This window comes from Streptomyces sp. NPDC048392 (assembly GCF_043200575.1).
Lineage (GTDB): Bacteria > Actinomycetota > Actinomycetes > Streptomycetales > Streptomycetaceae > Streptomyces.
Window position 1 is genome coordinate 180,670 of record NZ_JBICYB010000005.1, and the last position, 23,433, is coordinate 204,102.

Consider the following 23,433-nt stretch of genomic DNA (forward strand, 5'->3'; position numbering starts at 1 on the left):
GGGTGAGACGACGTACCGGCCCGTACCGGCCGCGCTCCCGCCCCGCGCTCCGCCCTTGAGGGATGGGAAGGTGGTCCTGGAACCATGACCGGCGACAAGCGGAGCCGACCCGCGCAACGGGATGCGGTACGCCCCGATTCATGCTCTTCTGGCCAGATGAGTGGCTCCCGGACAGGTAGACCCGCCGCGCCCGCGGAGGCCGACCCCCGCCGCTGGTGGGGGTTGGTGGTGATCGCCCTGGCCCAGCTGATGGTGGTCCTCGACGCGACGATCGTGAACATCGCGCTGCCCTCGGCCCAGCGCGACCTGGACATGTCCGACGCCAACCGCCAGTGGGTGATCACCGCGTACACCCTCGCGTTCGGTGGTCTGCTGCTGCTCGGCGGCCGGGTCGCGGACCTGGTGGGACGCAAACGGACCTTCGTCATCGGGCTGATCGGTTTCGCCGCCGCCTCCGCGATCGGCGGGGCAGCCGCGACCTCGGTGATGCTCTTCGGCGCCCGCGCCCTCCAGGGCGTCTTCGCGGCCCTCCTCGCGCCGTCCGCGCTGTCCCTGCTGACGACGACCTTCACCGACCCGAGGGAACGCGGGAAGGCCTTCGGCATCTACGGCGCGCTGGCCGGCAGCGGCTCCGCGATCGGTTTCATCGTCGGCGGCGTGCTCACCGAGTACCTGAACTGGCGCTGGTGCCTGTACGTCAACGTCCCCATCGCCGTCGTCGCGGTGATCGGCGCGTTCGCCCTGCTGCACGACCGGCCCGGCCAGTCCGGCGCCCGTCTCGACGTGCCGGGCGTGATCCTGGGCTGCGGCGGTCTGGTCGCCCTCGTCTACGGCTTCAGCGAGGCGCAGCCACGGGGCTGGAGCGACCCGCTGGTGCTGGCCCTGTTCGCCCTGTCCGTCGTCCTGCTGGCCACCTTCGTGTGGTGGCAGACCCACGCGCGAACCCCCCTGCTGCCGCTGCACGTCATCCGGGAGCGCAACCGCGCCGGCTGCTTCCTGACGATGATGCTGGCGGTCATCGGCATGTTCGGGCTGTTCCTGTTCATGACCTACTACCTCCAGCAGATCCTCGGCTACTCCCCCGTGCGGACCGGCCTGGCGTTCCTGCCGCTGACCGCCGCGATCGTCGTGGGCTCCACCCAGATCTCGGCCCGGCTGCTGCCGCACGTGGGCCCGCGCATGCTGATGGTGCCCGGCATGCTCCTCGCCTCCGGCGGCATGGTGATCCTCACCCGGATGACCGTGCACTCGGAGTACGTCACCGAGATCCTGCCCGCGCTGCTGCTGATGGGCCTCGGCATGGGCCTGACCTTCATGCCGGTGTTCTCCACGGCCACCGCCGGGGTCGCCGCGAAGGACTCCGGCGTGACGTCGGCGACGGTCAACACCTCGCAGCAGGTGGGCGGCTCGATCGGCACGGCGCTGCTCAACACCATCGCGACCAGTACCAGCGCGTCCTGGATCACCGCGCACCTCACCGATCCCTCCCAGCGGGAACGGGTCGTCCGGGAGGGCGTCGTCCACGGTTACACGGTCGCCATCTGGGTCGCTGCCGGCATCATGCTGCTGGCGGCCCTGGTCGCGGGCCTGATGGTGACGGCCAAGGCCCCCAAACACGGCACGCCCGCGGACCGTCCGGTGCCGGAACCGGTGGCCTGAGGGAGAAGGGGACCCACCGTCCGCGGGCACGCCCGCGAAGGCCCCCTCCGAGGGCTCCCGGCCGGCGGGCGTCCCCGGTGTCCGCGTGACCGCGGGGCCGCCCGCCGGTAGCGTCCGGCGGTGTGATCGAGGTTCCCGAGGGGCTCGCGGCGGCGCAGGCGAAGTACAACGGGGCGGCGGGGCGCGCCTTCGTCGAGAGGCTGCCCGCGCTGGCGGCCGGGTTCCTGGAGCGGTGGGGACTGCGGCTCGACGGGCCGTCGACGCACGGGTGGGCGGCGCTGGTGCTGCCGGTCGTGTGCCGCGACGGCACCGAGGCCGTGCTGAAGCTCCAGATCCCCGACGAGGAGACAGCGGGCGAACCCCTGGCCCTGCGGGCGTGGGACGCGGACGGCGCGGTGCGGCTGCTCGGCCACGACGCCGCCACCGGCACCATGCTCCTGGAGCGCCTGGACGCCGGCCGCACGCTCGGTCACGTCGAGGACTCCCGCGAGGCCGTCCTCGTCATCGCACGGCTGCTCGCCCGCCTCACCGCGACCCCGGCGCCGCCCGGCGTGCGCGGTCTGGGGGACATCGCGCGGGCCATGCTGGAGCGGACACCGGCGGCGCTGCGGCGCATCCCGGACCCGGCGGACCGGCGGCTGGTCGCCGACTGCGCCGCCGCGGTGCGCGAGGTCGCCGACGAGCCGGGCGACCGGCTGCTGCACTGGGACCTGCACTACGGGAACGTCCTCGCCGCGGACCGCGCGCCCTGGCTCGCCATCGACCCCAAGCCGCTGGCCGGGGACCCCGGGTTCGATCTGCTGCCCGCCCTGGACAACCGCTACGACCCGGCCGAGACCCGGTGGCGTTTCGACGCCATGACCGACGTCCTCGGACTCGACCCGCAGCGGGCCGGTGCCTGGTCCCTCGGCCGCGTCCTGCAGAACTGCCTGTGGCACGCCGAGGCCGGCGACCCGCTGGGGACCGCGCAGCTGGAGATCGGGCGGCTGCTGCGCGACGGGTGAGAAGTCAAGAGCCCCCGGACGCACCGTGGTCGAACATCGCAAGTGGTCTCGGCGACGATCTCCCCGGGCCCCCTTCCGAGCCCCGTACGGCCCGCTTTCCGTCCCTACGCTGACGCGCGTGGCAGGACAGCGGCAGGAGCAACGGCAGGGACAGCGGCAGACCGGGGAACCCCCGGGCGGCACCCGGGAGCGGACGCCGTCGGTGCCGCGCACGGAGCGCGCGCCGTGGGCCGGCGCGGACGGCACCGGCGGGGCACGTTCGGTGCTCGGACTCCAGGGAACCGCCGGCAACCGGGCCACCACGAAGGCCCCACCGGCCTGGGGCGGGGGCCCGTCGGCCTTGCGGCTCGGCGGGCCCGTCAGTCCGAGGGCCGGGGCGCCCCTCAGCCCCGGGGGTCGGGGGCACGCGTCAGCCCCAGGGCCCTCCTGAGGTCGGGGCGCCCATCAGCCCCGGGGCTCGCGGCTCGGGGCGCGCATCCTGGGGCCCCAGGGTCGGGGCGTCATCCCGAGGCTCGGGGCGCCCATCAGCCCCGGGGCTCGCGGCTCGCGGCGCGCATCCTGGGGCCCCGGGGTCGGGGCGTCATCAACCCCGGGGGTCGGGGCGCCCCTCAGCCCCGGGGCCCGGGGCACGGGGCAGCTCTGAGGTCGGGGTGGCCGTCAGCCGCGGGGCCGGGGCGCGTGTCCTGGGGCCGGTCCCGCTCTCGTTCCCGGCGTCCGCCCCGCTCCAGCGCGCCCGGCAGTTCCGTGCGGCGCCGAATCCGCAACTTGCGGTAGGTGCTGGTCAGGTGGGTCTCCACGGTGCGCCGGGCGAGGTGCAGCAGGGCGGCGATCTCGGTGTTGGTGCGGCCGTCGGCGGCCAGTTCGGCGATCCGGCGCTCGCTGCCGGTCAGCGCCCCGGCGCCGGTGCGGGAGGCCACGGGGCCGCGGGCGCCGCCTTCGCGCAGGGCCTGCCCGGCCAGGGTGAGCCAGCGCAGGGCGCCCTTGCGTTCGGCCAGGTCGGCAGCCTCGCGCAGCAGACCGCGGGCGCGTCCGCGTTCGCCGGCCGCGAGGAGCTGGCGGCCCTGGGCGAGCAGGGCGGGGATCAGCTCCGTGTCGGTGTCCGCGGGCGCGTCCCGCAGGGTCCGTACCGCCTCCTCGGCCAGCTCCAGACCGCGCCGCCCGCCGGTCGCGGTGCCCAGCACGCGCAGGGCGCGGCCCACGGTGCGCGGGGTGTTCCACACCCTGGCCAGCCGCAGTTCCTCCGTCGCCAGGGCCAGCGCCTCCGGACCGCCGCCCAGGGCCAGCCGGCACTCCGCGACCGCGGTCCGCCACGGGGTGACGACCGGGCTGACCACCTCGCGGGCCGACTGGCGCCGCCCGCACTCCAGGAAGTCGTGCAGCGCGCCCGCCGGGTCGCCGGTGGCGGCGCGCAGCACGCCCCGCGCGTACAGGTAGCGGTTCAGCTCCCAGTTCTCCGGCACCTCACGCAGGTCGAACCGGTCGGCGTAGCGCTGTGCCTCGTCGGTGCGGCCGGTGTGGACGAGTGCCATCAGGGCGTGGGCGTCCCGGTTGGTGGGCCCGGGGCCCGGCCCCGGGTCGGCGGCGAGGGCGAGCAGCCGGGCGTGGTCGCCGCGGGAGGCGGCGATGTCGGCACGGGTGTTGAGCAGGGCGTGCTGCATCGGGTGCAGCAGGGCGGGGTGCTGTCCGGCCAGGCCGCGTTCCACGAGCCGGTCGGCCTCGCCGAGTTCGTCGGCCCACTGGGCGATCGCGGCGGCCGTGCCCAGCAGGAAGGGTTCGGCGAGCGGGTCGGTGGGCCGGGCGAGCAGGTCCCGTACCCGGGCCATCGCCTGGTCGGCGGAGATCAGCGCGGCCGTCGCCGCGTACCGCACCAGCAGGGCCTGCCCGGCCGTGCCGACCAGTTCCGGGGAGTGCCGGCCGGTCTCGGACAGCCACCGGTACACCTCCTGCCGGGTCGCCAGGTCCTCGTCGGACAGCAGCGCGGTGGCGGTCTGCACGGTGCGGGCGAGACCCGGGTGGCCGGACAGCCGGCCCTCGGTGCGGCGCAGCACCTCCATCGCCGTACGGATCTCGCCGCGCCCGGCCAGGGCGGTGCCGAGGGCGACGGCCGTCCGCACCCGGTTGCGGGGCTCGGCCGGCAGGTGCTGGGCCTCGGCGAGCCGCGCGATGGCGGCCGGGGCGTCGGCCGACGCGTACTCCAGGGAGCCCAGTTCGGTCAGCAACCGCTGTCGCAGGTCGTCGGAGAGCGGCTCGTCCAGCGCCCGGCGCAGGTAGCGGACGGCGTCGGCGGGCCGGGCGTCGTGCACGGCCACGGTCGCGGCGTCGCGCAGGACGCGCAGTGCCCAGGTCAGGCCGACGGCCGGGGTGCGCAGCAGATGCCGGGCGACCGCCTCGACCCGGTCGCCGCGGCGCAGCATCGCCTCTGCCGCCGCCCGGTGCACGGCCTCCCGGCGCGGCTGGGGCCAGCCGCTCAGCACGGCGTCGCGCAGCAGCGGGTGGGCGTATCGGGGGCGGCCGCCCGCGTCGGGGCGCAGCAGACCGAGCCGCGTCATGGCGGCGAGCCAGCCGGCGACCCGTGCGGGATCGGCCCCGGCCGCCTCGGCCAGCACGTCGACCGGGTCCCCGGCACCGGCTGCCGCACCGGCACCGGGCGAAGGGGAGGGGGTACGCCACCGCGTCGTGCCGTCCGGCGGGTGCGCGGGCGGATCGGTACGGCCGTAGGCGGCGCCGTGCGCGGGTTCCGGCCGGGCGTCGTACGGGGCGTGGACCGGGTACGACGGGTACCGCGCCGCGTCGGCGGGTTCGGCGGGGTGCGCACAGGGGCCGTGCGCCGCGGGCTCCGTGCGGGGGTCCGGCCCCCCGGACGCCGGGAACGGTGCCGTCCGCGCGTACGGCAGCGGGGCCCGCGGTTCCCGGCCGCCGTCACCGTGCTCGCCGCGGCCGTCCCCGGACCGGCCCCCGTACTCCGGTCCGCCCTCCCCGCGTCCCGCGTCCGCGCTCCACACGTCCCGGCAGCCCGGGGCGGTGTCCCCGGGCCGCCGCGTCCGCGCCGCCGGTGTCCCGTGGGTGTGCCGGCGCGTGGTGTCGGACGGCGGTGTCCGAGGGTGCGGGAGGGCATGCCGAAGCTCGCCCCGGCGGTCCGGCGGCCCCGCGGGCCAGGCCTGTTCAAGGGTGGCGAGGCAGCGGGCCACGTCGGCCGTCGCGGGGCCCGCGCTGTTCAGCAACCAGGAGACGGCGGCCGGATAGGACCCGGGGTACAGCGCGGCGCAGGTGTCCGGCACCGGCGGGATGCCGTCGGGCTGCGGGGTGCCGCCCAGGTCGTCCAGCAGCGCGTGCAGGAGCAGGGGGCTGCCCGCACCGGCCCGTACGCACTCCGCGGTCCACCGTTCGGACGCCGTCGGGAACGCGGCGCGGACCAGCCCGGCGGCCGCCGGGCCGCTGAGCGGGGCGAGGGTGTGGGTGCGCACCAGGGACGGTGAGAGCGCCTGGGTGAGTCCGGCGGGCCGCGGGTCGATGTCGTACTGGCTGCGCTCGGTGGCGACCAGCAGTACCGGTAATCGGTCGACGTGCCGGGCCGCCTCCGCCAGCCAGCGGCGCGAGGAGTCGTCGGCGAGGTGGACGTCGTCGACGGCCACCAGCACCGGGCCCTCGGCCGCGTAGGAGCGCAGCAGCCGCCACAGCCGGGCCGCGCTGCCCCGGTCGTCGCCGCCGGGCGCCATGTCCGTGAACTCCGGTACCGGGCCGAGGAGGTGGAGGACCATGGCGAACGGCACCCCGGTGTCCTCGGGCGAGCAGCGCACGCGCAGCACCCGCAGGCCGCGGTCCGCGGCGTGCCGGGTGGCCCTCTCCAGTACGGCGGTGCGGCCGGTGCCGCCGGCGCCGCGCAGCAGGACGAGGCGGCCGGTGCCGGCCCGGGCGCGCTCGATCTCCGCGACGAGCAGCGCATGGGCGTCGTCGCGTTCACGGAGCGGTCCGGTCATCGGTGCCTCCTGTGGTGGATGGTGCTCCGCCTGTGGTGGATGGTGCTTCCCCGGTGTGTGAGACGGACGACTGCGGTGAAGGGTGGTGCGAAGTGGTGCGGGTCACGGTGGCGCGCGGCCGTCCCCACGGGCACCCGCGTCCTTGCGTGAGCCCTGTGAACTGCCGGAACTCCCGTCCGGCGGCCCCTCTGGTGGCGGCCGGCGCGCTGGTCTCGTGGTGTGCCTCGTGGTGCTCCACGATTGCGAAGTCCCAGCAGTCGCATAAGTGTGGAACACACACATCCGCTACCGGCCTGTGCTGTGCGGCGGGCTCGTGAACAGGGGGGAAACGGTTGCTCAACTCACCCCGGAACACCACCACGTCCATCACCTCCGCCCGCGGCCTGGGCGGGGCCGTCGGCGTCACCGACCGGCGGGTGCCGGTGGCGGTGACCGCTCCGGACCCGATCAGCCGGGAGGGCGCGGTCAGCCAGTTGCGCCGGCACCCGGAGATCGACCTGCGCGAGGAGTCGGGGCCCGGCACCGTGGCCCTGCTCATCGAGGACGCGCTCGACGACGCGGCGCTCACCCGGCTGCGCCGGATCGTGCGCAGTGAGGGCGCGCGTGCCGTGCTCGTGATCGGCGCGATCCGGGAGAGCGAACTGCTCGACGTCGTCGAGTGCGGCGTCGGCGCCATCGTCTGGCGGCACGAGGCCACCGCCTCCCGGCTGGTGCAGGCGGTACTGGCCGCCGCCCGCGGTGACGGCGACCTGCCCGCGGACCTGCTGGGCCGGCTCATCAGCCAGGTGGGCACCCTGCACCGGGGCGCGGCGGGCCGCCCCGGCGCCCCCTCGCTCGGCCTCGCACCCCGAGAGGTGGACGTCCTGCGCCTGGTCGCCGAGGGTCTCGACACCGGAGAGATCGCCGGCAAGTTGTCCTACTCCGAACGCACCGTCAAGAACGTCATGCACGGACTCACCACGCGGCTCCATCTGCGCAACCGCGCCCATGCCGTGGCCTATGCCCTGCGGGAAGGCTACATCTGACCGAACGGGCAATCGAATGCGGACCCCCGGGGTCGTACGGGCAGGCCGTCCTGCCCCATCGTCGTCCCCGGCACGCGTGCGGGCCGGGCGGCACCCGGGGCACGATCGGTGACAGACTGCGGCAGTGGGCGGGCCGCGCGGACTCGAGTGCGGGCAGGGCGGGAGCGCGAGCGTGATCCACGAGGTGGACGAAGTCCTCAAGACCCTTCTCAGAAGCGGGGCGTTGACGGACTCCGGCATCGACGTGGCCTTCGAGGCACCCACCCGTGACTGGGCGGCCCGGCGCAACGCCCCCGTGGTCAACGCCTACTTGTACGACATCCGTGAGGACGTGGGACGCCGGCAGCGCGGTCAGCTGGCGGTGCGCGACCAGGACGACATCGTCGTCAAGCGCCGCCAGCCGCCGCGCTGGTTCCGGCTGTCGTACCTGGTGACCGCCTGGACGAAGACTCCGCAGGACGAGCACCGGCTGCTGTCCGCCGTGCTGGCGACGCTGCTGCCCCGCGAGCTGCTGCCGCCCTCCGCGCTCCCCGGCTCACTGGGCGCGCTCGGCCTGTCCGTGCCGCTGACGGTGGCGGGCATCCAGACGGAGTCCCGTTCCCTCGCCGAGATCTGGTCCGCCCTGGGCGGCGAGCTGAAGCCCTCCCTCGACCTGGTGGTGACCGCGCCCTTCCCGGCCTTCCCGGAGTACGACGCCGGGCCCCCGGTCACCGAGGGCGCGACGGTCCGGGTCGGCGGCATGGCGGGCGATCCGCCGATGTCCGAGGAGGGACGGTCGCACCGGCCGCACCAGGTCGCGGCCGCCCGCACCGCCCGCAAGGACGCGACGGACCGCCGTTCGGGACGACGGTGAACGCCCCGTACGCCACGAGACCGGGCGCCGTCCCCGGGGCCCCGGCGCCCGACGCGTCCGGCCCGTACGACGATCCCGCCCAGGTGCTGCTCGCCCGGCTCGACGTGCTGCGGGAACGGGTGACCGCGCTGGTCGAGCACCGCACCGCCGCCGACCCCACGGCCGACGACCCGCTGCGCGGCCTGTACCTGTCCGACGAGGCCGTCCACCACCTGCTGCGCGCCTGGCCGTCCGGCGACGGGCCCGAGGGCGCCGAGCCGGTCTCGGTGGGCGGTCCGGCCGGTCCCGGGGACCGGCTGGCGCGGCTGGCCGGGCGGGCGCGGCTGACCGAACTGGACTCCGCCGCCCTGCTGATCGCCCTCGCCCCCGACATCGACCGCACCTTCGAGCCGCTCTACGGCTACCTCAACAACGACGTGAGCCGCCGACGCGCCACCGTGGGCCTCGCCCTCGACCTGTGCGGGGTGCCCGCGCACCTGCCGGCGGCCCGTGCCCGGTTCCACGCCTCCACGCCGCTGCGCGCCCTCGGCCTGCTGGAGGTGGAGGAACCCGAGCGTCCCTTCCTCACCCGTTCGCTGCGCGTCCCGGACCGGCTGACCGGCCACCTGCTGGGCGACGACACCCCGGACGCCGCGCTCCTCGGCCTGCTGCTCCCGATGCCGGACCCGCTGCCGGCCGCCGGCGCCGGCGACTTCGTACGCCACCTGGCCGCCCGGCTGAACGCGGGCCCGCTCACCGCCTACCTGCGCGAACCGCGCGAGGGCGACGGTCTGGCCGCCCTCGCCTGCGTCCTGGACGCCGCGGGAATCGACGCGGTGCGCTGCACCGGACCCGAGGACCACGTGCCCGAGCTGCTGCGCGAGGCACGCCTCGGCGGCCGGGCGGTCGTGGTGTCGGGCCTGCCCGAGAAGCCGGGCCCCCTGGTGCGGGCGCTGACCGCGGCGGCCGACGTGACCGTGCTGCTGACCGACCCCCGGCCGTACGACCCGCACTGGTCGCCGGCCGACCCGCTGGTCCTGGACGCGCCGGGCCGCATGGCCGGCGGAGCGGCCGCCTGGCGGGCCGCGCTGGGAGACGACGCAGACGGGTTCGACCTGGCCCCGGCCGTCGCCCCGTACCGGCTCGGCGGCGACCGCATCCAGCGGGCCGCGCACACCGCCCGCGCCCTCGCCGCCTTCGAGGGCACCCCGGTCACCGCCGAGCACGTCCGGCTCGCCGCCCGCCGGCAGTCGGCCTCCGGTCTGGAACGCCACGCCCGACGGATCCGGCCCGCCGTGGACTGGCGGGACCTGGTGCTGCCCGACAGGCCCCTCGTCCAGCTGCGTGAACTGGCCCTGCGCGCCCGCCACCGCGACCGTGTCCTCGGCGACTGGCGGCTCAGCGCGGGCGGCGGAAGGGGCCGGGGTGTCCTCGGCCTGTTCGCGGGCGAGTCCGGCACCGGCAAGACCCTGTCGGCGGAGGTGGTCGCGGCCGACCTCGGCCTCGACCTGTACGTGGTCCAGCTGTCGTCGGTCGTCGACAAGTACGTCGGCGAGACCGAGAAGAACCTCGAACGCATCTTCACGGAGGCCGACCGCACCGACGCGGTACTCCTCTTCGACGAGGCCGACGCCGTCTTCGGCAAGCGCTCCGAGGTCAAGGACTCGCACGACCGGTACGCCAACATGGAGAGCGCCTACCTGCTCCAGCGCCTGGAGTCGTTCGACGGCATCGCCCTGCTCACCACCAACCTGCGCGCCAACATCGACGAGGCGTTCACCCGGCGCCTGGACCTGGTGGTGGACTTCCCGTTCCCGGACGCCGGGCAGCGGCTGGCGCTGTGGCGGCACGGGCTGTCGCACGTCCCGTCCGACGACGGCATCGATCCGGCCCCGCTGGCCCGGGACTTCGAGCTGGCCGGGGGTTCGATCCGCAGCGCGGTGGTCACCGCCGCCTACCTCGCCGCGGGACGCGACGGCACGGTGACGGCGGACGACCTCCTGGAGGGCGCCCGCCGTGAGTACCGCAAGGCCGGGAGACTGGTCCCGGGGGAAGGCGGCTGGTGAGCCCGCGCCGCCCTCCGGCCGTCACTCCTTCGTCAGGGTGACGATCTTCCACTCCTGGTCGTCGGAGTTGGAGCAGTCGAAGAGCGTGAGCTTCTCCCAGGCCTTGCCCGTGCTGTAGCCGCTCACGTCCAGGCACTTGTTGTTGCTGGCGAAGTTGCGGATCCAGTAGTCGCCACTGCTCTGCTTGTCGGCCCACCAGAGCTGGTTGTCGGCCTTCGTGCCGTCGCAGGTGTACTCGGTGATGTCCGTCCTGATGGGCGCGGCCCCGTAGTCCGGCAGGTCCATGCAGAGCCGGTCCTTGACGTTCACGATCTGGAAGAGCGGCGCCCCGCCGGGGCCGCCCTTCGGATACTTCACCTCGAGGTCCCAGATCTGGTTGTCGCCGGTCTCGTTGCAGTCCGACTGCTGGACGCGGCCGTTGAGCTCACCCTTCTCGCGGCCGGGAAGCTCGGCGCACATCTTGGTGGTGGCGTTGCGCAGCATGACGTTCTTGGCGGGCACCAACGGCTTCACGGCCGGCTTCCCGGGCTTCTCGGACTCGCCGCCGCCCTTCTTCCCGCCACCCTTGTCTCCGCCACCGCCACCGCCGCCGTCGGCCTTCGGCTCCTGCGTGACCGGCTGCTGGGTCTGCGGCTGCTCGACCGGCGCGGACTCCGCGGTGCTGGGCAGGGTCTTCGGGGCGGCGCTGGGACTGGGCGCGAGCGCGGCCCCGGCCTGCTGGGTCTGCTCCGTCGCACTCGTGCGGACCTGCGGCTTGTAGGCGATCCAGATCATCACGAACGCGATGGTCAGCGCCACCGCGATCCCCAGGAACGTGGCCAGCCAGCGCGGCAGGAAGCCCCGCTGCACATACGTCCCCTCGACCTCCGTCGGGTCCACCCCGGACCGGCGGACCGCCAACGTGTACGGCCGCTCCTCCTTCGACCCGAACCAGATGATCTGCCGCGGCTTCAGCGTCGTCTCCACGAACGCCGCACGACCCGGCTCGATCTGCACGTTCCCCGGACGCAACTCGTAGGAGAGATGATCCCCGGTATCACTCCCGGCGACCGACGCCGTCACCTTCGTATTGCCGAGGTTGTCCACCGCCAGCCGCGGCCGCCCCCGGAAGCGACCCTTCACCGTCGGCGGCACCAGCTCGGCCCGCACCTCGGTGAACGGCGTGATCGTGAGGTTCCCCTCCGGAACCGTCACCGCGTCCGGATGCTCCGTCGGCGTGATCCGCACCGCATACGGATGCGGACCCGCCACCGCGTCAGGGGTACGCGGCGGAGCGAACGTCAGCTCCACCGTGCCCGTCGTCCCCGGATACAACCGCAGGGTCTGCGGCTCGACCGTCGTCCAGGGAGCCACCTCCCCCACCGGCTCGAACCGGTACTCATCCACCACATCACCGGTGTTACGCACCCGCAGCCGCACACGCGTACCGCTGCCGGGGTCCACCGTCGCGGACGCGGGCTCCAGAGAAGTCCATAGGCTCACCGAAACGAGGCTACGGGCGAACTCGCCAGAGGTCAGGGGCACTTGGGGCAGTACCGCTTGCCCGAAAGGGCCGCCTGCTCGGCGCCCGGATCTATTCCGCTTCGTCCGCGTGGTCCGTGACCGCTCCCAGGGCGGCGACGGAGGGGGCGATCTTCGCACCCGCGCCGAAGGCGGCACCGTCGGCGTCCGCGGTCCGTTCCGAACTCTGGCCCGGGTCGGTCACGGGGAGTCCGGCGCCGTTGTCGTTGCCCGTCTCGCGGACGCCCGACATGTTCTCCTTGACGTGCTTCAGCTCGTGACCGATGAGGTCCTTGCGGCCGGCCGCCTGCGGACCGAGGAAGACATGGGTGCCGACCGTCATGGCCTGGGCGCCCAGTGCCGCGGTCGCGCGCTGGGCGACCGGGTTGTCGTGGAAGCGGGCGGGGGAGAAATCGGTCTGGTAGAACGACTCCGCCTCGGAGCGCAGCGGTCCCGGGAGCGGGCTGCTCGGCGTGGACATGGCCTCGTTGAGGAGCTGGACCTGGCCCTCGGGGCTGCTGTCCGCGAGCCCGTCGTGCCCGCAGCCGGCGCCGTGCCGGTGCTCGTCCTGGCCGATGAGGCGCGAGACGACGTGGTTGCCGACGGAACGCTGGAGCGCCAGGACCGTCGCGGGGGTCATCGGCCCGCCGCTCACTTTGACGGCGGGCGCGGTCACGGCCGGGCGCGGAGTCCGGCCGCCCCGCACGCCCTTCTGGTCGGCGGCTTCCTCGTGCGCGCGCACACCCTGCTCCCTTCGACACCGGATGTCCGGCCACCAGCATGACGGACATCCGTGCCGCCGGCAGGTCCGTGCGGGCAGTGCCGGGGGCAGCCCTCAGGCCGAGGCGAGCTGCTTGGCTATCGCCGACTCCCACTGCTCCTGCTGGTCGGGGTCGTTGAGCGACTCCAGCCATTCCGCTTCTGACTGGTTGTGCCTTTCGGGGCCGCACTTGATGTCCTTGAGCACCCCACGTGCCAGTGCGCGGATGTCGTTGGGCACGTTCTTGCTCGCGGGGACGGCCGGTCCGGCCGCGAGCGCGTAGAGTTCCTGCGCCATGACCTGCCGCTCGCCCTGCTGGACGGATTTCGTCACCTTGAGGAACTCCGCTGTCGAGTCGAGCAACTCCGCCGCCGCGTCGCGCTTTCTGCGCTTGCCGTTGCCGGGCGCCGCAGTGTCCGTGACTGCCCCGGTGACGGGAGCACCGGCGCCGGGGGTTTCGGTGACGGGCGCTTCGGCGACGGGGGTTTGCGTGACGGAGGTTTCGGCGACGGGCGTTTCGGTGTCCTTGGGCGCTTCGGTGCTCTCGCCCGTGTCCTGCGCCGACGTGGTCCGGGCCCACTTCTCGGGATGCCGCTTCGCCTCAACGCGTTTGGCGCCCTTCTTGCCTCCCTTGTAGACCGCGAGGCCGCCGAGGAAGGCCGCTGCCACGCCGCCCGTGATGGGTGCGGCCGGGCCACCGAGCGCTCCGGCGATGGTCGCGATCGCCAGGGCGCCGCCTGTGGCGCGCGCTATGTTGCCCCCCAGGCTGGCTCCGCGCTTGAGGAGTTTGTTCCTCTGCTTGCGCATCGCGTACTTCTCGCCGCCGGCGAGGTGCTCGAGCAACTCCGTCCTGAGGCCCTCGATGCGCGACCGCAGACGCGCGATGGCCGTCAGCGTCTCTTCGGCCGAAGCGTCCTGCGCACCGGACAGTTCCGAGGTTTCCCGCGCCAGTTCGTCACTCGCTTCCCCCACCTCGTCCAGTACCGTCTGCAGCCTCCGCCGCCGTTCCGCGGCGGTGCCCCGGGAATGCTCCCTGATCTTCCTGTACTTCTCGATGGTGCCCTTGATGACCACGGCGTCACGGGCGGCGATGAGCGTGGAGAATCCCACGGCGGTACCGGCGGCGACATCCCCGAGAATGCCCACCCCCTGCAGGTCGCCGGCGGTTCTCACCGCGTTGTCGGCGATCTTCGACACGTCTCCGACGCCCATGAGGGTGTTCTGCGCGGCGCTGGCGGACTTCCCCTTCACGTCCTTCCTGGCCTGGTGGGACGACGGCCCCTTTTCCCCACGGCCCCTGTACCCGGCGGCCAGGCCGCGCACGTCGTTGGTGAGTCCCGCACCGGTACTCACGACGTTGACACCGGTCTCGAACTGCCCCTGGAGCGCGGTGCCGTGCAGCCGGCCGGTGTCCGACGTGCTCGTCGCCTCCGACCGAAGCCCCGCTCCCACCGGAGCGCTGCCACGCAGGACCGCCGTGTCGAGCGGATCGATCCTCTGCTTGGCCTTGGTGATGCTGAAGGTCTGCTTGAACTTCTCCTTGGTGCCGCCCGCCTTCCCGGCACCGGACTTCCCCGCCTCCTCCGACTCCCCCGACTCCCCCGACTCCCCCGTCTGCTGCGACTCCTCCGTCTGCTGCGACTGCTGCGACTGCTGCGACTGCTGCGCCGCTTCCGCGGCCTTCTTCGCGTCGGCCGCGGCCTTCTTCGCCCGCTCCTGCGCCGCGGCCTCGGTCTTCCCCGTCTGCCGCTGCCTGCGCCCCGCGGTCGCCGCCAGTGCCTGGGCCTCGGCCGCCGCCCCCCGGTGCTCGTCCGCCGCAGCCGCGGCCTTCCCGGCCCGCTTCCGCGCGTCGTTCTCGGTGCCGGCCTGCTTCTGCGCCTCGGCGGCGGCCTTCCCCGCCTGCTTCCGCGCCTCGTCCTCAGCCGTCGCCTGCTTCTTCACCTCGGCCTCGGCCGCCGCGCGCGCCTTCGCCGCGGCCTCGGCCTCCTTGGTCCGTTCCCCCGCCTCGGCCGCGGCCCGGGCCGTCTGCTTCTTCGCCTCGCCCTCGGTCTTCGCCCACTTCCCCGCCGCGTCCGCGGCCTCGGCCCGCTTCTCCCCCGCGGCCTCGGCCTCCCCGGCCTGTTTGTGCACCTCGGCCTCGGCCTCGGCCGCCTGCTTCTGCGCCTCGGCCACCGCAGTGGCCCACTTGCGTACCTCGGCCTCGACCGCGGCCTGCTCCCGGGCGTCGGCCTCGGCCTTCCCCGCCTGCGTCTTCGCCTCGTCCTCGGCCTCCGCCCGGGCCCGCGCCACGGACTCGGCCTCGGCCCGCCTCTTCGCCGCCGTCTCGGCCTCCGCCGCCCATCTCTCCACAGCGGCCTCGGCCTCGGCCTGCTTCTTCGCCGCCGTCTCGGCCTCGGCCGCCCAAGCCCTCACCTCGGCCTCGGCCTCGGCCTGCTTCTTCGCCGCTGCCTCGGCCCGAGCCGTCCACTTCCGCGCCTCACCCTCGGCCTCGGCCGCCCGCTTCCGCGCCTCACCCTCGGCTCCGGCCCGGGACCGCGCCTCGTCCGTGGCCGCCGCCCGCCCCCGCGCCGCGGCCCCGGCCTTGTCCGTCCAGTCCGCCGCCTCGTCCGTGGCCGCCGCCCGCCCCCGCGCCGCGACCTCGGCCTTCCCCGTCCACTCCTCCGCCTCGGCCGCGGCCTCGGCCGCCTGCTTCCGCGCCGTACTCGCGGTCCCTGACCACTGCCACACCTCGGCCTGGGCGTCCGCCCGCCCCAGCGCGGCAGCCGCGGCGTCCCCCTTGCGCTCCTGTGCCTCGGTCTCGGCCTGCTGCTTCCGTGCCTCGGCCTCCTCCTGCCGACGCCTGCCGGGGTCCTGCTCGGATTCCGGTGTCGAGGAGCCGGCCCGGACCTGGCCCGCGGTGTCGGCGGCACGGGTGGCGGTCGCGCGCTGGATCGCCATGGCAACGGCCTTGTTGCCTGCTTTGGCCTGCAAGGAGGCCAGTGGCGGCCGCGCCTCCTGCGGGCGGGGCCTGCTCGGGGCGGCAGCGGCCGTGCGGCGGGTCTGCGTCTCGTGCAAGCGGTCCGACACGGACAACCTTTCCTGACGTCCCGTCACCGTCCCCGCTCGCGCGGGGCAGCGCCCCGGTGCGGCGGGACGGCGCACCCCGGAACGGGGTGTGATCGCAAGATGACATCCTGGCGAACTGACTCTCCACACACGATGTTGAAGAGAAACGCCAGTCGTCCACCAGGGGTCCCCCGGGGAAAGGCGGGGGAGGACGAGGAGTCTGCCCCAACGGGCACGACCAGGGGCAATGAACATGCCCCCGCTCCGGCACCGGAGGCCGTTTCGGCGGGGGCAACGCGCGCGTGAGGCTGAGGGGCGTCCTGTCTCGTACCCCGAGGAGAGCAGAGCATGCCGTCCTACCTGTCGCCCGGCGTCTACGTCGAGGAGGTGGCCAGCGGCTCGCGCCCCATCGAGGGAGTGGGCACCTCGGTGGCGGCCTTCGTCGGGCTCGCGCCGACCGGCCCGCTGAACGAGCCCACGCTGGTGACCAACTGGACGCAGTACGTCGCGGCCTTCGGTGACTTCACCGGCGGGTACTACCTCGCGCACTCCGTCTACGGGTTCTTCAACAACGGTGGCTCCGCCGCCTACGTCGTCCGGGTCGGCGGTTCGGCCGAGGACGCCGCCGAGGACACCGTCGGGGGCACCTCCGCGCCGGCCGCCGTCACCGGCAGCGCCGCCAAGGCCGCGCTGCCCGCCGCCGAGCCCAAGCAGCTCGGCACGTTCGCCGTGGCGGCCACCGCCGCCGGCCGGAGCGGCCCGCTGACCGTCGAGGTCGCCGACCCCGAGGGCGAGGGCCCCGCCGAGCGCTTCAGGCTGATCGTCAAGGACGGCGACAAGCCGGTCGAGACCTTCGACGTGAGCGCCAAGAAGGGCAATCGCTCCTACGTCGTCACGCAGGTCAAGGAGCGCTCCAAGCTCATCACCGTGACCGAGGCCGCGCCGTCCGCGCAGCTGGCCCGGCCGGAGAACCAGACCCTGACGCTGCCCGCACCGCCGGCCGCCGCCCCCGGCGTCCCGGCCGCGCGGAACGAGAGCGCGCACCCCGGCCCGGCCGAGTACCTCGGCGACTCCTCGGACCGCACCGGCTTCGGCGGCCTGGAGGCGATCGACGAGATCTCCATGGTCGCGGTGCCCGACCTGATGGCCGCCTATCAGCGCGGCGCGATCGACCTGGAGGCCGTCAAGGCCGTCCAGCTCGGCCTCATAGCCCACTGCGAGCTGATGGGCGACCGCGTCGCCATCATCGACCCGCCGCCCAGCCAGAACGCCCGCCAGATCCGCGTCTGGCGGCAGGAGACGGCCGGCTACGACTCCAAGTACGCGGCCCTGTACTACCCCTGGATCAAGTCCTTCGACCCGGCGACCGGCCAGTCCCGCCTGGTCCCGCCGAGCGGCCACGTCGCCGGCATCTGGGCCCGCAACGACTCCGAGCGCGGCGTGCACAAGGCCCCCGCCAACGAGGTCGTCCGCGGCGCCGTGGACCTCGAACTGCAGATCACCCGCGGCGAGCAGGACCTGCTCAACCCGATCGGCGTCAACTGCATCCGCTCCTTCCCCGGCCGCGGCATCCGCGTCTGGGGCGCCCGCACGCTCTCCTCCGATCCGGCGTGGCGCTACCTGAACATCCGCCGGTACTTCAACTACCTGGAGGAGTCGATCCTGATCGGCACCCAGTGGGTGGTGTTCGAGCCGAACGACCACAACCTCTGGGCCCGCATCCGACGCAACGTCTCCGCGTTCCTGGTCAACGAGTGGCGCAGCGGCGCCCTGTTCGGCCAGAGCCCGACCGAGGCCTACTACGTCAAGTGCGACGAGGAGACCAACCCGCCGGAGTCGGTCGACCTCGGCCGCGTCGTGTGCGAGATCGGTATCGCGCCGGTGAAGCCCGCCGAGTTCGTGATCTTCCGGCTGGCCCAGTTCTCCAGCGGCAGCGGGGAGCTGGAGGAGTAGGCGGCGGTCCGTCCGTCGTGTCTCCGTGATCCGCGCGCGCCACCCCAGGCGTCGCCCCGTACGCCATCGTCAAGCAGCTTCAGAAGGACAGCGAACACATGAGTCTCAACCCGGGTGACTCCCTCACTTCACACAATTTCGGTCTCCAGATCGACGGGGTGATGGTCGAGTACCTCGCCGAGGTCAGCGGCCTCACCCTCGAACAGGACGTCATCAAGTACCCGCAGAACAACGGCGCGACCGGAAAGAACGAGATCGCGCTGCTGCCGGGCACCCAGAAGGACGGTCAGTGCACCGTCGTGCGCGGTATGACCCAGTCGGCGTCGTTCACCCAGTGGATCAACGACTCCATCAACGGCCGCATGGCCACCGCCCGCAAGAACGCCTCGATCATCATGATGGACTTCGAGGACAACCCGGTGAAGCGGTACAACCTGCGCAACGCCTGGTGCAGCAAGATCGACACGAGCACGGTGAAGGCGGGCGAGGCCGCCGCGCTGACCGAGAGCGTCACCATCGTGTTCGAAGAACTGGTCATCGAGTAATGCGGCGTACGCCTGGCAGGGCGCCCGCGGCACCCCAGGCCGCGGTGGCGGGAGCGGACTTCCCCCGTTCGGCTCCCGCCGCCGCACCGGCGGAGGCGCCGGCCGGCCCTCCGGCCGGGCCGCCCGTGGACGCGGCACCGCGGCAGCAGTTGCGGACCGAGTTCCCCTTCGAGCTGCCGCGCGGGTACGTCGACGAGTCGGGCACGGTGCACCGGGACGGCGTGATGCGCCTGTCGACGGCACGGGACGAACTGATCCCGCTGCGCGACGTGCGGGTGCAGGAGAACCCGGCGTACCTGTCGGTGGTGCTGCTCGGCCGGGTCATCACCCGGCTGGGCACGCTGGCGATGGTGCACGACGGCGTCGTGGAGAACATGTTCGCCTCCGACCTGGCGTTCCTCCAGGACTTCTACCGCCAGATCAACGCGGAGGGCCACACCCGCGCGGCCGTCGAGTGCCCGCACTGCTCGGAACCCTTCGAGGTGGAACTCGGCGGGAGCCGCCTGGGGGAATCGTGACGTACGCGACCGACCGGCTGCACGAGGAGATCGCGTACGTCGCCTACCACTTCCACTGGAGCCTGGAGGCGATCCTGGACCTGGAACACCAGGACCGCCGCCGGTACACGGACCAGATCGCGTCCCTCGTGACGCGTGGCACGGCGGAGGGCTGATCAGTGGGATTCCTGGACCGGCTGCGGGGCCGTCGGGACGGCGGCGGAGGGAGCGGGTCCGCGTCGTCCGCGGTGTCGCCCCCGGGCACGGGTCCTGACTCGGGCACGGGCCCGGGTTCCGACCCGGGCTCAGGCACGGATTCGGGTCCGGCCGCGGGCGGGAGTACGGCGCCCGCGGCCGGCCCCGCGCCCGTGGCCGTCGCCGCCTGGACGGGCCTGCCGCCGATCCGGCGGGCGACGGGCGCGACGCGTACGGGGGTGGCGGACGCCGGTTTCGGCGGCCGCCTTCCGACGTGGCAGAACCCGTCGTTCACGGGGGCGCCGTCCCCCGCGGTACTGAACCCGGCGTCCGGCGACAGCCTGCTGTCGGGCGTCTTCGGCACGCCGGGCGGCCGGACGTCCCCCGCGCCACTGGCCACCCCGCCCGGCACACCGCCGGTGCAGCGGATGCCGGTCGCCCCGCTGCGGGCGATACCGGCAAACGCCCCGGCACCGGCCCAGGCACCGGCCGCCGCCGCGGGTCCCGTTCCCGGGGCGCGGGGCGGTTCGGCCGCTTCGCCCGGGGTGCGGACCTCCTCTTCCTCCGTGCCGGGTGGGCGCGGCGGTTCGCCCGGCGCGACCGGTACGCGCGGTGTGCGCGGAGGCGGGCCGGGTGCGGCGTCCCCGGCGGTCGCGCCGTCGGCCCCCGCGTCCGCGGCCCCGCCGGTCCAGCGGGCGCGCTCCGCCGGGTCGGCGGCGTCCCCGGCGTCCGCGAGCGCACCGGCCCAGGCCGCCCGCGGGGTCCGGGTGACCCCGGTGCCGCCCGCCGCCCCGCACCCGCGGCAAGCCCTGACCAGGGCTCCGTCCGCGGCTTCGGCCGTGCAGCGCCGGGCGTTGCCGGCGAGCCGCCGGACCACCGGCTCACCCCCGGCGTCCTCCGGGACGGCACCTTCGTCGGCGGACGGCGACCGAGCGGACCCCGGCTCGGCACCGGCCGGGGGCGCCTCCCCGGTACACCGTTCCGGCGCCGCTCCGACGGCGCCCGCGGCGCCCACGCCCACCGCGGCATCCGGTGCGCCGGTGCAGCGAGCCGTGCGCCCGCGGCAGCACCCTTCGACCGCCGACGACACCGCCCCGTCACGCCCTCCCGCACCGCAGGCGGTGCCCCACACGGAAGCGACGCCGGGCACGGACGCTCAGAGCAGCACTCCGGCACCGGGGAGCGCTTCCGGCGCGGCACCCGGTACGCCGGTGCAGCGAGCCGTGCGCCCGCGGCAGCACCCTTCGACCGCCGACGACACCGCCCCGTCACGCCCTCCCGCACCGCAGGCGGTGCCCCACACGGAAGCGACGCCGGGCACGGACGCTCAGAGCAGCACTCCGGCACCGGGGAGCGCTTCCGGCGCCGCGGCACCCGGTACGCCGGTGCAGCGAGCCGTGCACCGGAGCGGCGGCAGCGCGGCGGCCACGCCTCCGGTACAGCGCTCCGCCGTCTCGCGGGCCGGCTCCGTGCCGACTGGCACGACCGGCGGCACCGCGTCCGGCGCACCGGTACAGCGTCCCGCGTCACAACCCGGCAGCGGCAGCCCGACGCCCCCACGGGAGAGCGGTACGCCACCCGGTACCCCCGGTACGCCGGCGCAGCGATCCGCGCACCCGTCCGGCAGCGGCACGATGCCCGCGCCGGGCAACGGCGCCACCTCCGGCACGCCCGCACAACACCCCGCCGCCCCGACCGGCCCCGCCCCGACGGGCCGCCCCACCCCAGCAACCACCGCCCGCACCGGCCAGCACCGACCGGCCACACCAGGCACCACACCGCCCGGCCCTCCGGTCCAACGGACGGCATCCCGGCCCAAGCCGGGGCTCGGGCCCGCCATTTCCCGGTCCGGCGACCGGACGGCACCGCCCCCATCCGGCAACGACACGGCGTCCGGAACCCCCGTGCAGCGAGCCGTGCCCCAGCCCGGTCCCACGCCGAGCGGCGCGGAGGGCGCGGCGTCGGCCGGAACCCCGTCGCGCAGCGCGGAGTCCGGGCCCACGCCCTCCGCCCATCCCCGCACCACTCCCAAGCCCGCGTCGGCTCCCGGCGGCACGCCCGCCCCGGCCGACGGCGCCACGACCGGCCTCCCCGTGCAGCGGGCGGCGGCACCCCGCCCCGGCACGCCCGCGTCCCGCGTCGGCACCGGCAGCCCGCCCTCCGACCGCACGGCGTCGGCGTCGGCGTCGGCGTCGGCGTCGGCGTCGGCAGCAGCCACCCCGACCGTACCGCCGGTCCAACGGACGGCGGCCCCGCACAACGGCCCCGCACTCACCCGGCCTTCGACCGCGCCCCGAGCCGACGCACCGTCCGACACTCCCGTCCGGCGAGCGGTCCCCCCGTCCGACCGCTCCGCCCCGTCCCCCGAGGGACGCGACACCGGCACCCGGCCCGGAGGTGCCGCACCCGGTACCCCGCCCCCGCCGGTACAGCGAGCCGTGGCCCGTGCCAACCCGGACCCGGGACCCGGCGGCAAAGAGGCGGCACCGTCCGCCTCACGCCCGGCCGGTACCGGCGGCTCCACCGACGCCCGGCGCTCCTCGACGCAACCGTCGTCCCCCTCGTCCCCGGCGTCCCCGGCGTCGCCCTCATCGGCGAACCAGCCCTCCGCGGCCCCCGGCCGTCCCGGCACACCGACCGGACCGCAGTCCCCGGTCCAGCGCAAGGCGGCAGCCCCCGGCCGGCCGGAGACGCCCCAGCCGTCGCTCCCCGCACAGACCGAGCGGGCCGCACGGACCAGGCAGGCCGCCCAGACCTCGCCGTCCCACCACGCCCCCGGCGCTCCGGGCGCGGCACCGCGGCCCCCGGTCCAGCGCGCCACGGACCGGCAGGGCGGCGTGCCGAGCGCGCCCGTCGGCGGCCCGGCGCCCGCACCGCACCTCGAAGCCCCGGCGACGCCCCCCGCCCCACGTGCTGCCCAGAGCCCCGTCACCCAGCTCACACAGAGCACGCAGAACATGCCGGGCACGCCGGGCACGCCGGGCACATATGGCACATACGACACACAGGACACAGAGAGCACGGAGGCCAGCCAAGCCAAGCAGGGCACGCGGGCCACGCGGGCCGGACGAGCTCCCGCCACACCGCTCTCCCCGCCGGGAACGGACCGGTCGGTAACCACCCGTCCCGCCGCCCCGGCACACCCCGTGCAGCGCAGCGCCCCGGCGCGTCGTCCGGGTCTCGGTGCCCCCACCTCGTCCGGACCCGCCGACCTCGTACGCCCGACCGTGACGCCGACGCCCTCCGCCGCCTCGCAGGCGCCCACGCCCTCCGCCCCGCCGGGGCCGTCCGTACAGCCCGCGCGGCACTCCCCGACCGGCTCCCCCCTGCCCCCGGCCGACACCGCGCCGCTCGCCGCGCGCCTTCCGGGAGCGCCCCCCGGCTCCGCCCCCGCCGGGGCCCGTACGCCTCTGCCCGTGCAGCGCGCCACCGCACCGGCCGGCCCACCGGCCACCACCTCCGCGGCCCTCCCGGCGGCACCACCCTTCACGACCACGGCCTCCGCCGCGGCCGCCCCCTCTCCGCTTCCGGTGTCCTCCCCGGTGCCCCCGCGACAGACCGCCCCGGCGGCCGCCACCGCGCCGCCCCTCACCACGCCCCTCCCTCTGCCGGACGGCGGCGGCCCCACGCCCGCAGCCGTCCAGCGGGGCGCCGTCCAGCGCGCCCCCGCCAGGGCCGTACCCCTGCGCAGGCCCGTGTCGCCCGGCGCCACCGCGTCCCGGACCCCGCTCCCGGTGGCCCCTCTCACCCCGCCCCCGCCCGCTCCGGCCCGCCCGCTCCAGCCCGTCGGCACCCAGTCCGCACCGACGGCGCCGACGGCACCCACGGAGTCACGCCCGGACACGGCCCCCGCCGGCACGCCCCCCGTGCAGCGGGCGCTCGGCCGTACCACCCGGGCCCTGGCCGCCGCGGCGGTGAACACCGTGGCCGCCACCTTCCCCGGCCTGCGGTCCCCCTCGTCCCCGTCCCGGCACACCCCGGCCGAGCCGCCCCCGCCGCCGTACAGCGCGCCGCCTCCCCACAGCGCGCCACCGCCCGGCGGCCCGCCCCCGTACGCGGAGGAGGGCGGCGGGCCGCCGCCCGAGTACACGGCGGTCCCGGCGGGCGGGTTCGACCCGAGCGAACTCACCGACTTCCAGCTCGACGAACTCGTGCACCGGATCATCGGCCGCGTCACCCGCCTCGTCCGCACCGAACTGCGGATGGACCGCGAACGGATCGGCAGACTGCGCGACCCACGATGACCACCGCCCCCGATGAACGTGCGCCTGTGACGGCCACCCGCCCCCGATGACGGCGGACCGCCCCCGGTGACGGCCACCCGCCCCCGATGACGGCCCGCCGCCGCCGACCGCCCGCCCGCGCTCCACCGATC

General features: G+C 75.2%; 14 protein-coding genes. 10 read left to right on the top strand and 4 right to left on the bottom strand.

What is annotated here, in order from left to right; translation table 11 throughout:
- Positions 1-156: 156 nt before the first annotated feature.
- Together ACGFYH_RS10660 and ACGFYH_RS10665 are read left to right on the top strand one after the other, a co-directional pair.
- Positions 157-1,659 carry an MFS transporter gene (locus ACGFYH_RS10660; protein ID WP_393802759.1) on the top strand — a complete coding sequence of 501 codons (1,503 nt, stop codon included), beginning with the start codon at positions 157-159 and terminating at the stop codon, positions 1,657-1,659.
- 122 nt (positions 1,660-1,781) lie between these two features.
- Positions 1,782-2,663, top strand: coding sequence for an aminoglycoside phosphotransferase family protein (locus ACGFYH_RS10665; protein ID WP_393802760.1), 882 nt, complete (start codon positions 1,782-1,784; stop codon positions 2,661-2,663).
- A 608-nt stretch (positions 2,664-3,271) separates the two neighbouring features.
- On the opposite strand, the gene ACGFYH_RS10670 is transcribed toward ACGFYH_RS10665, so the two are convergent.
- Entirely contained in the window at positions 3,272-6,640 is a 3,369-nt protein-coding gene (locus tag ACGFYH_RS10670; RefSeq protein WP_393802761.1) for an AAA family ATPase, read from the bottom strand.
- A gap of 365 nt (positions 6,641-7,005) precedes the next feature.
- On the opposite strand from ACGFYH_RS10670, the gene ACGFYH_RS10675 reads away from it, so the two are divergent.
- The 3 genes from ACGFYH_RS10675 to ACGFYH_RS10685 all read left to right on the top strand — a co-directional run bounded on the left by ACGFYH_RS10675 (position 7,006) and on the right by ACGFYH_RS10685 (position 10,563).
- The gene (locus ACGFYH_RS10675; protein WP_393802873.1) at positions 7,006-7,665 is read left to right on the top strand and encodes a LuxR C-terminal-related transcriptional regulator; all 660 of its coding nucleotides are present in this window, start codon (positions 7,006-7,008) and stop codon (positions 7,663-7,665) included.
- Positions 7,666-7,837: 172 nt separating this feature from the next.
- Positions 7,838-8,518 (top strand): DUF4255 domain-containing protein, encoded by a 681-nt coding sequence (locus ACGFYH_RS10680; protein ID WP_393802762.1) that lies wholly within the window; start codon positions 7,838-7,840, stop codon positions 8,516-8,518.
- The gene (locus tag ACGFYH_RS10685) at positions 8,515-10,563 is read left to right on the top strand and encodes an ATP-binding protein (RefSeq protein ID WP_393802763.1); all 2,049 of its coding nucleotides are present in this window, start codon (positions 8,515-8,517) and stop codon (positions 10,561-10,563) included. The genes ACGFYH_RS10680 and ACGFYH_RS10685 overlap by 4 nt, the downstream gene beginning before the upstream one ends.
- A gap of 21 nt (positions 10,564-10,584) precedes the next feature.
- Here ACGFYH_RS10685 and ACGFYH_RS10690 read toward each other — a convergent pair whose 3' ends face one another.
- From ACGFYH_RS10690 to ACGFYH_RS10700, 3 genes are all read right to left on the bottom strand, one after another.
- Complete coding sequence (locus ACGFYH_RS10690; protein ID WP_393802764.1) at positions 10,585-12,045, bottom strand: RICIN domain-containing protein; 1,461 nt, start codon at positions 12,043-12,045, stop codon at positions 10,585-10,587.
- A gap of 91 nt (positions 12,046-12,136) precedes the next feature.
- The gene (locus ACGFYH_RS10695) at positions 12,137-12,805 is read right to left on the bottom strand and encodes a DUF4157 domain-containing protein (RefSeq protein ID WP_393802765.1); all 669 of its coding nucleotides are present in this window, start codon (positions 12,803-12,805) and stop codon (positions 12,137-12,139) included.
- A 93-nt stretch (positions 12,806-12,898) separates the two neighbouring features.
- A complete protein-coding gene (locus tag ACGFYH_RS10700; RefSeq protein ID WP_393802766.1) occupies positions 12,899-15,889 on the bottom strand; it encodes a hypothetical protein in 2,991 nt (996 codons plus the stop codon).
- A 327-nt stretch (positions 15,890-16,216) separates the two neighbouring features.
- On the opposite strand from ACGFYH_RS10700, the gene ACGFYH_RS10705 reads away from it, so the two are divergent.
- The 5 genes from ACGFYH_RS10705 (at position 16,217) to ACGFYH_RS10725 (ending at position 23,302) form a co-directional block, all read left to right on the top strand.
- A complete protein-coding gene (locus ACGFYH_RS10705; RefSeq protein WP_393802767.1) occupies positions 16,217-17,821 on the top strand; it encodes a phage tail sheath family protein in 1,605 nt (534 codons plus the stop codon).
- Positions 17,822-17,919: 98 nt separating this feature from the next.
- On the top strand, positions 17,920-18,366 hold the full coding sequence (locus tag ACGFYH_RS10710) for a phage tail protein (protein WP_393802768.1): 447 nt from the start codon (positions 17,920-17,922) through the stop codon (positions 18,364-18,366).
- On the top strand, positions 18,366-18,884 hold the full coding sequence (locus ACGFYH_RS10715; RefSeq protein ID WP_393802769.1) for a hypothetical protein: 519 nt from the start codon (positions 18,366-18,368) through the stop codon (positions 18,882-18,884). The genes ACGFYH_RS10710 and ACGFYH_RS10715 overlap by 1 nt, the downstream gene beginning before the upstream one ends.
- On the top strand, positions 18,881-19,039 hold the full coding sequence (locus ACGFYH_RS10720) for a DUF6760 family protein (protein ID WP_007450918.1): 159 nt from the start codon (positions 18,881-18,883) through the stop codon (positions 19,037-19,039). Before ACGFYH_RS10715 ends, ACGFYH_RS10720 begins: the two co-directional genes overlap by 4 nt.
- 3,435 nt (positions 19,040-22,474) lie before the next feature.
- Positions 22,475-23,302 carry a hypothetical protein gene (locus ACGFYH_RS10725; RefSeq protein ID WP_393802770.1) on the top strand — a complete coding sequence of 276 codons (828 nt, stop codon included), beginning with the start codon at positions 22,475-22,477 and terminating at the stop codon, positions 23,300-23,302.
- The last annotated feature ends 131 nt before the right edge of the window (positions 23,303-23,433 follow it).